13 protein-coding genes are annotated in these 13,071 nt (G+C 61.9%); 2 read left to right on the plus strand and 11 right to left on the minus strand.

What is annotated here, in order from left to right; genetic code table 11:
• Positions 1 to 86: 86 nt before the first annotated feature.
• Genes nhaA through hutC form a run of 3 tightly spaced genes read right to left on the minus strand, consistent with a single transcriptional unit; the run spans position 87 to position 2,614 of the window.
• Complete coding sequence (gene nhaA, locus CFBP1590_RS01795) at positions 87 to 1,262, minus strand: Na+/H+ antiporter NhaA (protein WP_058431835.1); 1,176 nt, start codon at positions 1,260 to 1,262, stop codon at positions 87 to 89.
• Positions 1,263 to 1,289: 27 nt separating this feature from the next.
• The gene (locus tag CFBP1590_RS01800; protein ID WP_088234378.1) at positions 1,290 to 1,907 is read right to left on the minus strand and encodes a HutD/Ves family protein; all 618 of its coding nucleotides are present in this window, start codon (positions 1,905 to 1,907) and stop codon (positions 1,290 to 1,292) included.
• Entirely contained in the window at positions 1,904 to 2,614 is a 711-nt protein-coding gene (hutC, locus tag CFBP1590_RS01805; RefSeq protein ID WP_191625377.1) for a histidine utilization transcriptional repressor HutC, read from the minus strand. The genes CFBP1590_RS01800 and hutC overlap by 4 nt, the downstream gene beginning before the upstream one ends.
• A 179-nt stretch (positions 2,615 to 2,793) precedes the next feature.
• Here hutC and CFBP1590_RS01810 point away from each other — a divergent pair, with 179 nt between their 5' ends.
• The gene (locus tag CFBP1590_RS01810) at positions 2,794 to 4,158 is read left to right on the plus strand and encodes a formimidoylglutamate deiminase (RefSeq protein ID WP_088234379.1); all 1,365 of its coding nucleotides are present in this window, start codon (positions 2,794 to 2,796) and stop codon (positions 4,156 to 4,158) included.
• A gap of 337 nt (positions 4,159 to 4,495) precedes the next feature.
• Here the strand turns inward: CFBP1590_RS01810 and CFBP1590_RS01815 are convergent, their stop codons facing one another.
• On the minus strand, positions 4,496 to 5,764 hold the full coding sequence (locus CFBP1590_RS01815; protein ID WP_029244332.1) for an MFS transporter: 1,269 nt from the start codon (positions 5,762 to 5,764) through the stop codon (positions 4,496 to 4,498).
• Positions 5,765 to 5,881: 117 nt separating this feature from the next.
• On the opposite strand from CFBP1590_RS01815, the gene CFBP1590_RS01820 reads away from it, so the two are divergent.
• Positions 5,882 to 6,766 (plus strand): LysR family transcriptional regulator, encoded by an 885-nt coding sequence (locus tag CFBP1590_RS01820; protein ID WP_029244333.1) that lies wholly within the window; start codon positions 5,882 to 5,884, stop codon positions 6,764 to 6,766.
• Positions 6,767 to 6,991: 225 nt separating this feature from the next.
• Here CFBP1590_RS01820 and CFBP1590_RS01825 read toward each other — a convergent pair whose 3' ends face one another.
• Genes CFBP1590_RS01825 through CFBP1590_RS01855 form a run of 7 tightly spaced genes read right to left on the minus strand, consistent with a single transcriptional unit; the run spans position 6,992 to position 13,045 of the window.
• On the minus strand, positions 6,992 to 8,218 hold the full coding sequence (locus CFBP1590_RS01825) for a beta-ketoacyl-ACP synthase (RefSeq protein ID WP_088234380.1): 1,227 nt from the start codon (positions 8,216 to 8,218) through the stop codon (positions 6,992 to 6,994).
• Positions 8,218 to 8,946, minus strand: a complete 729-nt coding sequence (gene fabG, locus CFBP1590_RS01830; protein ID WP_029244335.1) for a 3-oxoacyl-ACP reductase FabG — start codon at positions 8,944 to 8,946, stop codon at positions 8,218 to 8,220. Before fabG ends, CFBP1590_RS01825 begins: the two co-directional genes overlap by 1 nt.
• A complete protein-coding gene (locus tag CFBP1590_RS01835) occupies positions 8,943 to 9,398 on the minus strand; it encodes a hotdog family protein (protein ID WP_029244336.1) in 456 nt (151 codons plus the stop codon). The genes fabG and CFBP1590_RS01835 overlap by 4 nt, the downstream gene beginning before the upstream one ends.
• The gene (locus tag CFBP1590_RS01840) at positions 9,395 to 10,591 is read right to left on the minus strand and encodes a beta-ketoacyl-[acyl-carrier-protein] synthase family protein (RefSeq protein ID WP_029244337.1); all 1,197 of its coding nucleotides are present in this window, start codon (positions 10,589 to 10,591) and stop codon (positions 9,395 to 9,397) included. The genes CFBP1590_RS01835 and CFBP1590_RS01840 overlap by 4 nt, the downstream gene beginning before the upstream one ends.
• Complete coding sequence (locus CFBP1590_RS01845) at positions 10,588 to 11,070, minus strand: hypothetical protein (protein ID WP_088234381.1); 483 nt, start codon at positions 11,068 to 11,070, stop codon at positions 10,588 to 10,590. Before CFBP1590_RS01845 ends, CFBP1590_RS01840 begins: the two co-directional genes overlap by 4 nt.
• Complete coding sequence (locus CFBP1590_RS01850; protein WP_088234382.1) at positions 11,067 to 11,801, minus strand: class I SAM-dependent methyltransferase; 735 nt, start codon at positions 11,799 to 11,801, stop codon at positions 11,067 to 11,069. The genes CFBP1590_RS01845 and CFBP1590_RS01850 overlap by 4 nt, the downstream gene beginning before the upstream one ends.
• The gene (locus CFBP1590_RS01855; RefSeq protein ID WP_029244340.1) at positions 11,798 to 13,045 is read right to left on the minus strand and encodes an NAD(P)/FAD-dependent oxidoreductase; all 1,248 of its coding nucleotides are present in this window, start codon (positions 13,043 to 13,045) and stop codon (positions 11,798 to 11,800) included. Before CFBP1590_RS01855 ends, CFBP1590_RS01850 begins: the two co-directional genes overlap by 4 nt.
• Positions 13,046 to 13,071 lie beyond the last annotated feature (26 nt).

Consider the following 13,071-nt stretch of genomic DNA (forward strand, 5'->3'; position numbering starts at 1 on the left):
TTAACCGCGCTCAGCAACTCGAAGTGGCTGCTGTATGTACTACCCGCGAAGAAACAATCTGGATGCAGTGATTTGAAAATATTTTTTCAGGGCCGGCTGAAGCGGCTGCGCAACACGATAATGCCGGCAATTGCCGCAATGCCCGAACCGATCAGCACGCCGACTTTCACCTCGTCGATCAGGTGCTGCTGACCCGGGAACGCCAGGTTGCCGATGAACAGACTCATGGTGAAACCGATGCCGCACAGGATCGCCACGCCATACAGCTGCACCCAGTTACTGCCCTCCGGCAACACCGCGAGCCCTGAACGAATCGCCAGCACAGCGGCGAGGAACACGCCGATCTGCTTGCCCACGAACAGCCCCAGCGCGACACCGAGCGGCACCGGATCAACGAGGTTTTCCACCGTGATACCGGCCAGCGAAACACCCGCGTTGGCAAAGCCGAAGATAGGCACCACGGCGAACGCGACCCAGTAATGCATCTTCTCTTCAAGGAACAGCAGCGGCGAGCGCGCCTCTTCCTCGGGCTTGCCCATCGGGATGCACAACGCCAGCGCGACGCCTGCCAGCGTGGCGTGAACGCCAGACTGCAGCACGAAGAACCACAACAGTGCGCCCAGCAGCAGATAAGGCAGCAGGCGACGAACGTTGAGTCTGTTCATCACGATTAACACCGCCAGCGTGGCGAAGGCGGCGCCCAGCATCGGCAGGTTCAGGCCGGAGCTGTAGAAGAACGCAATGATGGTGACCGCGCCCAGGTCATCGAGAATCGCCAGTGCGGCGAGAAACACTTTCAGCGAGGTCGGCACCCGGTTGCCCAGCAGCGACAGCACACCCAGAGCAAAGGCGATGTCGGTGGCCGCAGGAATCGCCCAGCCGCTCATCGTCTGCGGGTTGCCCCAGTTGATGGCGATGTAGATCAGCGCCGGGATCAACATTCCGCCTGCTGCTGCAAAGCCGGGCAGGGCGCGCTGACCCCAGGTCGAGAGCCCGCCCGCCAGCACTTCGCGTTTGATTTCCAGGCCGACCATCAGGAAGAAGATTGCCATCAGACCATCGTTGATCCACAACTCGACCGACAGACCCAGCCATACGCTGTGCAGAATCGAAAAGTAACCGGCGGAAAGTGGCGAGTTGGCAACGATTAGAGCGGCCAGTGCTGCGAGCATCAACACGATGCCGCCTGCCGATTCGGAGGCGAGGAAGCTCGCGAGGATGGCGACGGCTCGGGGTGTTTCCTTGACAGGGAATTGAGTCATGGTCGTCCTTGAACGAGAAGCTGATTTTTAGGGGGCGTCCAGCATACCGTCATTGCCAATGGCGTTCAGCTCAATCAGGCAGCAACGACTGGCCCCTGAGGATTGCAGCTCGATTTCCGTGAGTCCGCCCGTAGTGTCCACTTGAGCGCAGTCGTGTTTGCCGAGGATTTCCCACGGCTGGCCAATGACGCTCAGCGCAATCTGCTCGGCCATGCTGAACAGCACGAAAGTGCTGGCCGAACTGAACAGCCTTTGCGGCTGGCGCACGTCGATCCACTGCAGGCGAGCGTTGTACCGATGTGCAGCGTAGATCAGGTTGAAGTCCCGGATCGGTCCGTCGAGCAACGTGCACTCGACCTGACTGTCGCCGCTGAACGCGAACGGATCGGACGGCAGCAGCGGGCGGCTGTCGATGCCGTCAACGGACAGCGTCATGCCCGCGCCCTGCAGCACGGTGATAATCCGCTGATAACCGGCAAACACTGAAAAACCGCCCGAATTCTCGATGTCGGCAATCGACAGGCGCCAGCCGAAACCGTCCAGATCGTGACCTGCATCGCGGGCGATTTCTTCAGTGCTGCCCCCGCCGTTCTTCCACGGCATGCGCGGGTAATCGACGGCGCGCAGAATTCGGGTCTGGGTCATTTGGTGAAACGTCCTTCAAGGCGATGACGGGAGCCGGGATGAATCAGGCGTGCGGCGGTCACCGGTTGGCGGCCTGACCAGGTGCGACGACGAATCAGCAGGCACGGCTCACCCGCGTCGATCTGCAACAACCTGCACTCGTCAGCTTCGGCCAGAATCGCCTCGACCACGTGTTCACCTTCGGTCAGCGGTGCCACCTGCGACAGGTAGGCATAAGGCGTTTGTTGAGTGAAATCCTGCTTGAGGTAATCCGGTGCGACCAGGGCGTTCACGAAGCGGTCTTCGATCTGCACGGCAATGTCGTTTTCGTAGTGCACGATCAACGAGTGGAACACTCGCTGACCCTCGCGCATGTCCAGCGCCAACGCACGCTCGGAGCCTGCCGCTTCTTCCTTGAGGACGATGACCTTGCAGGAATGACGATGGCCTCGTGCCGCGATCTCGTCAGCGATATTGTGGACTTCGAACAGCGCCGACTGGCTCTTGGGTTCGGCCACGAACGTGCCGACACCCTGCATGCGCACCAGCAGGCCTTCGGCAGTCAGTTCGCGCAGGGCGCGGTTGATGGTCATGCGGCTGAAGCCCAGTTGGGTCACCAGCTCGCTTTCCGATGGCACGCGGTGATGTGGCGGCCAGGTGCCGTTCTGGATCTGCAGGGCGATCATGTGTTTGACGCGGGCGTACAAGGGTGCGGGACTTTCGCCCATCTGGGCTGCCAGTGAGGAAGAGGCGGGCGGCGTCGGCACGTGTGTGTCCTTGTTATCGAGATGATTCAGGCGCTCAAGCTAACCATTAAGCGGTGGCACGGCAAGTTTGCCGACGGTTTACCGGATCGCCAAACGTCTGTATATGTATATACAAATTACAGTGATGAGGTATGAAGTCAATGTCAGCCTTCTTTGCCGAGCGCGCGTTACTCCCTGACGGCTGGGCCAGCGATGTGCGTCTGGAGGTCAGCCCCGAGGGAACGTTGACGCAGATTCAGGTCAATGCTGATCGGCAGGGCGCGGAAGTGGTCAGCGGCCCGTTGCTGCCCGGCATGCCGAACCTGCACTCGCACGCTTTCCAGCGCGCTATGGCCGGGCTCGCGGAAGTGGCGGGCAACCCGAATGACAGCTTCTGGACCTGGCGCGACCTCATGTACCGTCTGGTCGGGCGTATCACGCCTCAGCAACTGGGTGTCATCGCCCGCCAGCTGTACATCGAGATGCTCAAGGGCGGCTATACCTCGGTCGCTGAGTTTCATTACGTGCATCAGGACCTGACCGGCAAGCCTTACGCCGATCCCGCCGAGTTGGCGGTACAGATCAGCCAGGCGGCGAGTTCGGTCGGTATCGGTCTGACGCTGTTGCCGGTGCTCTACAGCCATTCAGGTTTTGGCGGACAGGCACCGAACGACGGCCAGCGCCGATTTATCCACAGCACCGAGAGTTATCTGGACCTGCAGGCGCGTCTGCAGCCGATTCTGGCAAATCAGCCGTCGCAGCGACTGGGCCTGTGCTTTCACTCCTTACGTGCCGTCACGCCCGAGCAGATCAGCGCAGTGCTGGCCGCCAGTGACCCGCATTGCTCGGTGCATATCCACATTGCCGAGCAGCAGAAGGAAGTCGCCGACTGCCTGAGCTGGAGCGGGCGACGACCCTTGCAGTGGTTATATGAAAACACGCCTGTGGATAACCGCTGGTGTCTGGTGCATGCGACCCATGCCGAGCCTGATGAAGTGGCGCTCATGGCGAACAGCGGTGCGGTGGCCGGTCTGTGCCTGACCACGGAGGCGAATCTGGGCGACGGCATTTTCCCCGCTGTGGATTACATCGCTCAGGGCGGGCGCTGGGGTATCGGTTCGGACAGCCATGTGTCGCTCAGCGTGGTCGAAGAACTGCGCTGGCTGGAGTACGGTCAGCGGCTACGCGACCAGCGCCGAAACCGGTTGTATCGCAGCGATCAGCCGATGGTCGGACGAACCCTGATGGACGCCGCTCTTGCGGGCGGTGCGCAGGCGCTGGGTCAGGAGATCGGTGCACTTGAAGTTGGCAAACGTGCCGACTGGCTGGTGCTGGACGGTAATAGCCCTTACATCGCCACCGCGACAGGCGACGCCATTCTCAATCGCTGGCTGTTCGCGGGCGGTGATCGTCAGATTCGCGACGTGGCCGTCGCCGGACGCTGGGTGATCCGTGAAGGCCGGCATGCTGATGAAGAGCAGAGCGCGCGGGAGTTTGCGCAGGTATTGCATACGTTGCTGGGCTAACCAATGAAGCCTTTAATCGACGCAAGTCTCGTGGGAGGCACCACCACGTCTTCGACGTAGCGCTGTCGCGCAGCAAACTTGGTGGGAGCGGACTTGTCCGCGAAAAGGCCTGTACATCCGACGAATATTCATCGGCTGAACTACAGCATTCGCGGACAAACGGAACGCCGCCCGGTCCGCTCCCACAAAATCCAGTTTCTTCAGTGGGTTGCAGGTTGTTTGATAAGAGGCGGCTTGCCGGCGATGGCTTCAGTTCAGTCACTGATGTGGCGCTTGAAATATCGGATCGCTGGCAAGCACCTCCCACATTCTGGTGTGTGCAACGCTCAACCAACGCTTAACCCCGTCCCGCCAGCGGCTGCAATTTCGCCAGCCGCCATGCCACGCCCAGCGCCATCAGCAGCAACACGCCAATAAACAGTCCGATGCCGTTCCAGCCCGCGTAATGCCAGAACACGCCGCCGCCGGTACCGGCCACGCTCGAACCTGCGTAGTAGCAGAACAAATACAGCGAGGTCGCCTGGCCTCTGGCGACGGTGGCCCTGCGGCCGACCCAACTGCTGGCCACCGAATGCGCGCCGAAGAAGCCGAAGGTGAAAATCAGCACGCCTGTGATCACGACTGGCAATGGCGTAAAGAGCGTCAGGCTCAGGCCGAACAGCATCATCACGATCACCGCCCACAGCACGCGGCGACGGCCCAGCCGATCAGCCAGTGAGCCAACCTTCGCCGAACTGTAGATGCCGGACAGGTACACCACCGAGAACACGCCCACCACAGCCTGACTCAGGTGATACGGTTCGCTCAGCAAGCGATAGGCGATGTAGTTGAAGAGCGTGACGAACGCGCCCATCAGCAGGAAAGCGGTCAGAAACAGCAATGGCAGACCCTTGTCGCGGAACTGCACAACAAAGCCATCCAGCAGGCTGCGCGGATGCAGCGAGCGGGCGCGGAAGTTGCGCGACTCGGGCAGGATTCGCCAGAACACCGCCGCTGCGATCAACGCCAGACCGCCGACCACCAGCATCGCGGCGTGCCAGCTCACATAATCGATCATCACGCCGACGATCAATCGTCCGCTCATGCCGCCGACGGCGCTGCCACCGATATACAGCCCCATCGCCAGCCCCAGGTGAGTAGGGTGTATCTCTTCGCTGAGGTAGGTCATGGCCACCGCCGCCAGGCCACTGAGCGACAGCCCGACCAGCGCCCGGGTGACGAGTACGCCCTCCCAGCTCGGCATCAACGCACTGGCGATGGTGAACAGCGAGGCGCAGAACAAGGCCATGACCATCACCGACTTGCGTCCCAGTCGGTCGGAAACCGGACCGGTGATCAGCAGGCCGATGGCGAGCATGGCGGTGGCGACCGAAAGGATCAGGCTGCTCTGGGCGGCGGTGATGGAAAACTCCTGCGACAGCATAGGCATCATCGGTTGCACGCAGTACAGCAGTGTGAAAGTCGAGAAGCCGCCTGCGAACAAGGCCAATGCGGTGCGCTTGAACAATGGCGTGTTTTTCTCGATATAGGTGTCACCCAGCGGGACCGAAGACTCGGCAGAGGCAGTGTTTGACTTGATGGCGGATGGAGCGGCGGCAGGGTTCACGGTCAACCTCGGAGCACGGTTCGGGCAGGCAATGAAAAAATCATATAGCTGGCTAATGATTCAATCCAATATATTGTTCGACCTGTTTGATACGTAAAACGACTTGATTGAGGTTGTATGGAACTGCGCCATCTGCGTTACTTCATCGCCGTGGCCGAGGAGCTGCATTTCGGCCGTGCCGCCCAGGTGCTGGGCATTTCCCAGCCGCCGCTGAGCCAGCAGATTCAGGCGCTGGAGCAGGAGCTGGGTACGCGTCTGTTCGACCGCACCAATCGGCGCGTCGAGTTGAGTGAGTCGGGCCGGCTGTTTCTCGACGAAGCGCGTCTGGTGCTGGCGCAGGTCGACAAGGCCGCCGACGTGGCCCGGCGTGCGCAACTGGGGCAGTTGGGCGAGCTGAAGGTCGGGTTTACGTCTTCCGCGCCGCTGACGTCGAATATTCCCGAGGCAATCTTTGCCTTTCGTCAGGCGTACCCGCAGGTGCATCTGGACCTGACGGAAATGACCAGCCAGCAGGTCGCGGCGGGGCTGGAGGACAAGAGCATTCAAGTGGGCATCATGCGGCCGCTGGAGTTGCCTGATTCTCTGGACGTGTTCGAGCTGCTGAACGAACCCCTGATCGCGATCATGCGGGCCGATCATCCGTTGGCGGCGGGCAGTGAAGACGGTATCTACATGGCAGCGCTGGCGGCGGAGCCGTTCGTGTTCTTTCCGAGAACCTACGGCAGCGGGATCTACGGTCAGATCCTGAGCCTGGCCCGTGCGGCAGGCTTCAACCCGTTGATCACCCAGGAGGCGGGCGAGCCCATGACCATGATCGGTCTGGTGGCAGCGGGGCTGGGCGTCACCGTACTGCCCGCACCGTATCGCCGGATGCGCATCGACGGCGTGGTCTACCGCAACCTGCTCGACCCCGGCGCCACCAGCCCGGTGTGGCTGGTGAAGCGCAAGGACGAACAGTCCGCGATGGCCAGAGCGTTTTTCGAGTTGGCGACAAAGGGCTAGGGTGCTGCTGCAGTAATGTCTGACTGAATGCATACCCCGTGGGAGGCGGCTTGCCGGCGATGGCGTCAGTTAAGTCACTGATAGGTCGCTTCCGGAAAGCATCGCCGGCAAGCCGCCTCCCACAGTCCGGTGTTTGCTGCGCGATAGCGCTAAGTCGAAAGACGTGGTGGCGCCTCCCACAGTCCTGGCGCTCATTAGAGACCGCATAGTGTCCGGTCTCGCCGATCACGCCCAGCGTTTGAAGATCAGCGATGTATTGACCCCGCCAAACGCGAAGTTGTTGTTCATGACGTATTCATTGCTCATTCGGCGGGGTTCGCCAACGATATAGTCCAGATCGCCACACTCCGGATCAATTGCATCAAGATTAAGCGTATGGATGTACCGATCGCTGTTGAGCATTTCGATGCTGAACCACGACTCCAGCGCGCCGCAGGCACCCAGGGTGTGGCCGAGGAAGCTTTTCTGCGAGCTGAGCGGCATGCGCGAGCCGAACAGGCTGCTGGTGGCGAGGGTCTCGGCGATGTCGCCCTGTTCCGTCGCAGTGCCGTGACCGTTCACGTAGCCAATGGCCTCGGGCGGCAGGTTGGCGTCTTCCAGGGCCAGCTCCATGGCGCGGCGCATGGTGATCTGCTCCGGCCGGGTGCTGTGTGCGCCGTCGGCGTTGCTGCCGAAACCGACGATCTCGGCGTAGATGTGCGCGCCACGTGCCTGGGCATGCTCCATTTCCTCAAGCACCAGCATGCCGCCGCCTTCACCGATCACCAGCCCGTCGCGGCCCGTGTCGTAAGGGCGTGGCGTGGTGTGAGGGGCGTCGTTCTTGAGGCTCGTGGCGTACAGCGCGTCAAACACCATCGCTTCGGTCGGGCACAGTTCTTCCGCGCCGCCTGCCAGCATGAGCGGCAGACGTCCGAACTTGATCGCTTCGTAGGCATAGCCGATGCCCTGGCTGCCACTGGTGCAGGCACTGGACGTCGGGATGAGCCGCCCGGTCAGGCCGAAGAAGATGCTGATATTGGCGGCCGTGGTGTGCGGCATCATTCGCACATAGGAGTTGGCGTTCAGACCGACCGCCACCGAGTTGATCAGCATCGCACCGAACGCCTTGATCTCATCGGTGCTGCCAGTGGACGAACCGCAGGCCGTGCCCATGCGGCCATCGCGAATGATCGGGTCGTTCAGCAGCCCGGCGTCAATCAGCGCCTGCTCCGATGCGCCCACCGCAAAGCGCGACACACGCCCCATGCTGCGCAATTGCTTGCGCGTCCAGTGTGCGGGCACTGCGAAGTCATCGATAGGCCCGGCCAGTCGCGTGTTCAGTTCCGTAAACCGGTTCCACTCGTCCATGTGCCGGATGCCGCTGCGATTGGCGGTAAAATTCGCCTCGACGCTGGCCCAGTCGCTGCCGATCGACGTAATGCCGGACATGCCGGTGACCACCACGCGTTTCATCAACACAGGCCTCCGTTGACGGCCAGCACCTGGCGCGTGATGTAAGCGGCTTCGGCCGACATCAGAAAATTCACCGCACCCGCCACTTCCTCGGGCGTGCCCATGCGCTGGGCCGGAATCATCTTCATCAGTTCATCCACCGGCACGTTCTCGTCGAGCATGGCGGTGTCGATCAGGCCCGGTGCGACGCAGTTGACCGTGATCTTGCGTTTGCCCAGTTCGATGGCCAACGCCTTGGCCGCACCGATCAGGCCTGCCTTGGAGGCGCTGTAGTTGACCTGCCCGCGATTGCCGATCAGGCCGGACACCGAGGTGATGCACACGATGCGGCCAGCCGAACGACGACGAATCATCGGCATGGTCAGCGGATGCAGCACGTTGTAGAAACCGTCGAGGTTGGTGCGCAGCACCTGATCCCAGTCGTCATCAGTGAGCGCCGGAAAGGCGCCGTCGCGGGTCAGGCCTGCATTGAGCACCACGCCGTAATAAGCACCGTGGGTTTCCACGTCCTGCTCAAGAATTTCCTTACAGGCGGCACGGTCCGACACGTCGAATTGCAGGACACGGGCCTGGCGACCCAACGCGATGATCTCGGCCTGCACCGCTTCGGCTTCGCTGCGGCCGGTGCGGCAGTGCAGGATCAGGTCGTATCCGGCCTGAGCCAGACGCAAGGCGATGGCGCGGCCGATGCCACGGCTTGAGCCGGTGACCAGTATGGATTCAGTCATGCCGGGGCTCCTTCAGCCAGGTAGTCAGCAGTGTTGGGTGGGCAATATACATTGAGGCGCGCAAAGGCGTTGATGTCCGGGCCTGTCAGGGTGCATTCGAAGACGCCCATGCCGCTGTCGTCCTGCAGCGACCGGACGGCGTGGATGTGCAGCTCGCTGCCAGCCGGAAAGTGAGCAACGTTGCATTCGAACTTGCGGCTGCCGAGCAGAAAGCCCAGCTTGACCGCTTCGCCCTTGCTGCGTGCCTGACAGCCGGCAAACGCCGCCACGCTCTGGGCCATCAGCTCCACGCCGACCCAGGCGGGCAGGCTGCCGTCCGCTTCGTTGAACAGACCATCGGCACGCACGGTCAGGCAGGTCTGGATCTGTTCTTCATCAAAGGCCAGCACCTGATCGATGAGGATCATGTCGCCAGCGTGCGGAATCAGTTCGGCGAGCGGCCAATCGATCATGGTGCATCTCCGATAATCAGGCTGATGTTGTTGCCACCGAAGGCAAAGGAATTGCTCATCAGGTAGCGGCTGTCGCCAGCGGCCAGACGTGCGCCCGGTGCAGTCAGTTGCAGTGCCGGTTCGGATGGATCGGCCGCGCCGTCCCAAACATGAGGCGGCAGGGCGTGTTCAAGGTTGTCGGGCGACAGGCTCAGCCAGCAGAACGCGACTTCCAGCGCCCCGGCTGCACCGAGGGTGTGGCCACTCAGTGGCTTGGTCGACGAGCACGGCACGCCGTTCGGAAACACCGCCTGCACTGCCAGGCTTTCCATGGCGTCGTTATGAAAGGTTGCGGTGCCGTGCAGGTTCAGATAACCGATCTGTTCAGGCGCAAGCCGGGCGTTGCTCAGTGCCTGCTGCATGGCATCGCGTGCGCCACGCCCGGTCGGTTCCGGGGCCGAGATATGGTGCGCATCGCAACTGGCCCCCGCGCCCAGCAAGGCGATCGAGTGTTTGCCGCCCGCTTCGCGGGTCATGAGAAACAACACCGCGGCTTCGCCGATATTGATCCCGTTGCGATTGCTGGAAAACGGATTGCACAGCTGCGGCGACATGGCTTCCAGCGAGGAAAACCCGTTCAGGGTCAGCTTGCACAGGCTGTCCACGCCGCCGCACAGCACGGCGTCGCAGAGCCCCATGTCCAGCGCCCGCCGGGCGCTGAGCAAGGCCCGTGCACTGGAGGTGCAGGCCGTTGAGATCACGTAAGCCGGGCCGGTCAGTTGCAGCCAGCTCGCCAGAAAGTTGGCCGGCGCACCGAGTTCCTGCTGCGCATAATCGTAGTGCTCGGGGAAGGTCTGTTCACGCAGCCACTGCACCATGCTGCTGCTGGCTTCATCGATGCCGGAAGTGCTGGTGCCGATGATCACGCCGATGCGAGACGCGCCGTAACGGTCGATGGCCTGACGAATGTCGCCCTCGATCTGCAAGGCGGCAGCCAGCAGCAACTGATTGTTGCGGCTGTGTTGCGATTGCAATGATGCGGGGATCACAGGCAGTGCGTTCTTGACCGCGCCCACGGGCAACGTGCGACCCGCCACCCAGCCGTCTTCGAAGACCATGCCTGAGCAGTCGCCGGCGAACAGTCGGCGAGAGACTTCTTCCTGGCCATTACCCAGCGCGCAGATCAGCCCCAGTGCGTTGAGGTGAGCGGTCATGGCGTGGTCTCGCTGTTCAACGGGGTCACTTTGTAGCTCAGGCCGTCCTTGAGGCGGACAGTAAAGGCATTGGCCGACTGATATTCGACCAGCCAGCGATTATCAAGACGGCGCTGCATGCCCTGGCGATAGGCCGTCGGGTAGCGGCTGTTCAATTCCTGATCCGGTGTCATGGCAAACATCAGCGCGGCGAACAGTTCGCGTGCTTCAGGATTGGGCGGCAACAGGCCGTCTGCCTGCCACTTGCCGTCGATCAGCAACTGACGCGCCTGAGGAATGCCCAGCGGGTCCATCATCGACCAGCGCAGGCCCTTGTTCTCACGCTGGATGATCAACATCCAGTCCTGACGCTGATCCGCCTGCCTGCGCTCGATGTGCAACTGCATGGGTAACGCCAGCGTGGGTGCGGTGGTCGGCAATGGCGTCTGGCTGGCGCAACCTGCGAGCAGCAACAGCGAAAGAATCAGTGCTCGGATCATGTTGCATCACCTCGCAACGGCTTGCGGGCCACCACGTTGACCAGCGTTTCCTCGCGCTCCCCGAAAGGTTTGGGCTTGCGCAGTCTCAAGGCTTCCAGCAGGCCGAAGTCCGTGGCACGGCTCCACCACAGGTAAGGGTAGGAGACATTGCGCGCCTCGAATTCGAAACCCTGCTGGCGGATCATCTCCAGGTACTGCGCGGCGCTTTTCTGAACGTGCATGGGGTGACGGAATAGCCAGCGGATCACCCAAGTGTCGATGTAGGCCTCGGTGGATTCGGCGAACAGCAGATAGCCGCCCGGCTTGAGGACGCGATAGAACTCGGCCAGCGCCTGTTCCTGCTCGACCAGATGGTGAAAGGTCTGGTGGCAGAACAGCAGGTCGACGCTGGCATCGGGCAGTTGCAGCGCGGCGCAGTCGCTGCCGATCAGTTCGACGTCGATCCCCAGCGCGGCGGCCTCTTCGCGGCTGCGCGACAGGCTGTCCGGGTCGGCATCGACACCGAGCAGTCTGGCCGGACTGAACACTTTGCTCAGGTGCCTGAACGACTTGCCCTGTCCGCAGCCTGCGTCCAGCAGCACCGGTGCGGCAGGCAACGGACCTGTGAACAGGCTGCGCAAGTCATCGATGGCGACACGCAACACCCGGTATTGCCAGATATTGCTGCGCAGAAACCACAGGCCGAAGCGGGTTTCTTCAACGTAGTTGTTGCTCAGGAACGGTCCGGTCATGAATCATCGCCCGTGCAGATTTCCGAGAGCACCCGCAGGCGCCGCTTGGGTTCGCTGACAAACGGGTTGCGCTCGTCCCAGGCGTAACCGGCCAGAATGGAACTGATCATGCGGCGTATGTCAGGCGTTCCGCCCTTGTAGAAAATGACGTTTTGAAAGGTGTCGTCGTACCAGCCTTCGACGTAGGCGCGGAAGGTATCAACGCCTTTCTTGAGCGGGACGGCGAACTCGGTTTCCCAATCCACCGCTTCGCCGCGCAACTGACGATTCAATACGCCTGCCGCCATGCTGGCCGAGCGCATCGCGATGGTCACGCCCGAGGAAAACACCGGGTCGAGGAACTCGGCCGCGTTGCCCAGCAGCGCAAAGCCCTTGCCGTGCAGGGTTTTGACGTTGGCCGAGTAGCCTCCGATGGTGCGTACCGGAGTGTCCCAGACTGCGTTTTTCAGCACGTTGGCCAGCTGCGGGGTCTCTGCGACGAAGGCCCGCAGGCAGGCGTCCAGGTCTTCGGGTTTGCCTTCGAACCGCTCGGCCGACGCCACCACGCCCAGCGAGCAGCGCCCCTGGCTGAACGGAATGGTCCAGAACCACACGTCGCTGTGCTCGGGGTGAATGCTGACGAGGATTTTCTGGCGGTCGAAAGGCGGGCTCTCGATATGGTCTTCGATGTGCGTGAACACGGCCTTGCGCACCGGAAACCCGGACGGCGCTTCGAGGTCCAGCAAGCGCGGCAGCACGCGGCCGTAGCCGCTGGCGTCGAGCACGAAGTCGGCCTGCACGCTGTATTCGATACCGTCTTCGCGTCTTACGCGCAGGATCGGTTGCGGACCGTCGAAATCGGCGCTGATGATTTCCTGCTCATAGCGGATTTCCACGCCTTGCAACTCGGCCTGATCGGCCAGCAGCTTGTCGAACTCGGCGCGCTGCACCTGAAAGGTGGTCGGCTTGCCGTCGGTGAAGGTGTCGCCGAAATCGAAATCGCTGTACTGCTCGCCCCGCGCAAAGGCTGCACCGTTCTTCTTTTGGAACCCGGCGGCCTGCACGGCTTCGAGCATGCCCGCCTCTTCAACGAAATCCAGGCAATGGCAGAGCAGGCTTTCGCCGATGGAGAAGCGCGGGAATACCTGACGCTCGACGATCAGCACATCGTGACCCTGGCGTTTGAGCAGCGCCGCAGCAATCGAACCGGCCGGACCGGCACCGATGACGACGACCTGGCGAATTTCCTTGTCAGTGATGGGCACAGGTATTCCTTTTCGGTGGTTCGATT

It is taken from the genome of Pseudomonas viridiflava (genome assembly GCF_900184295.1).
In the GTDB taxonomy this organism is placed as follows: domain Bacteria; phylum Pseudomonadota; class Gammaproteobacteria; order Pseudomonadales; family Pseudomonadaceae; genus Aquipseudomonas; species Aquipseudomonas viridiflava.

Bases quoted from the DNA above. Each gene is read 5' to 3' on its own strand.
- CFBP1590_RS01825 (WP_088234380.1), bottom strand. From the start codon at position 8,218: ATGAAACGCGTGGTGGTCACCGGCATGTCCGGCATTACGTCGATCGGC.
- CFBP1590_RS01845 (WP_088234381.1), bottom strand. From the start codon at position 11,070: ATGATCCGAGCACTGATTCTTTCGCTGTTGCTGCTCGCAGGTTGCGCC.
- nhaA (WP_058431835.1), bottom strand. From the start codon at position 1,262: ATGACTCAATTCCCTGTCAAGGAAACACCCCGAGCCGTCGCCATCCTC.
- fabG (WP_029244335.1), bottom strand. From the start codon at position 8,946: ATGACTGAATCCATACTGGTCACCGGCTCAAGCCGTGGCATCGGCCGC.
- CFBP1590_RS01850 (WP_088234382.1), bottom strand. From the start codon at position 11,801: ATGACCGGACCGTTCCTGAGCAACAACTACGTTGAAGAAACCCGCTTC.
- CFBP1590_RS01810 (WP_088234379.1), top strand. From the start codon at position 2,794: ATGTCAGCCTTCTTTGCCGAGCGCGCGTTACTCCCTGACGGCTGGGCC.
- hutC (WP_191625377.1), bottom strand. From the start codon at position 2,614: ATGGGCGAAAGTCCCGCACCCTTGTACGCCCGCGTCAAACACATGATC.
- CFBP1590_RS01835 (WP_029244336.1), bottom strand. From the start codon at position 9,398: ATGATCGATTGGCCGCTCGCCGAACTGATTCCGCACGCTGGCGACATG.
- CFBP1590_RS01820 (WP_029244333.1), top strand. From the start codon at position 5,882: ATGGAACTGCGCCATCTGCGTTACTTCATCGCCGTGGCCGAGGAGCTG.
- CFBP1590_RS01840 (WP_029244337.1), bottom strand. From the start codon at position 10,591: ATGACCGCTCACCTCAACGCACTGGGGCTGATCTGCGCGCTGGGTAAT.
- CFBP1590_RS01800 (WP_088234378.1), bottom strand. From the start codon at position 1,907: ATGACCCAGACCCGAATTCTGCGCGCCGTCGATTACCCGCGCATGCCG.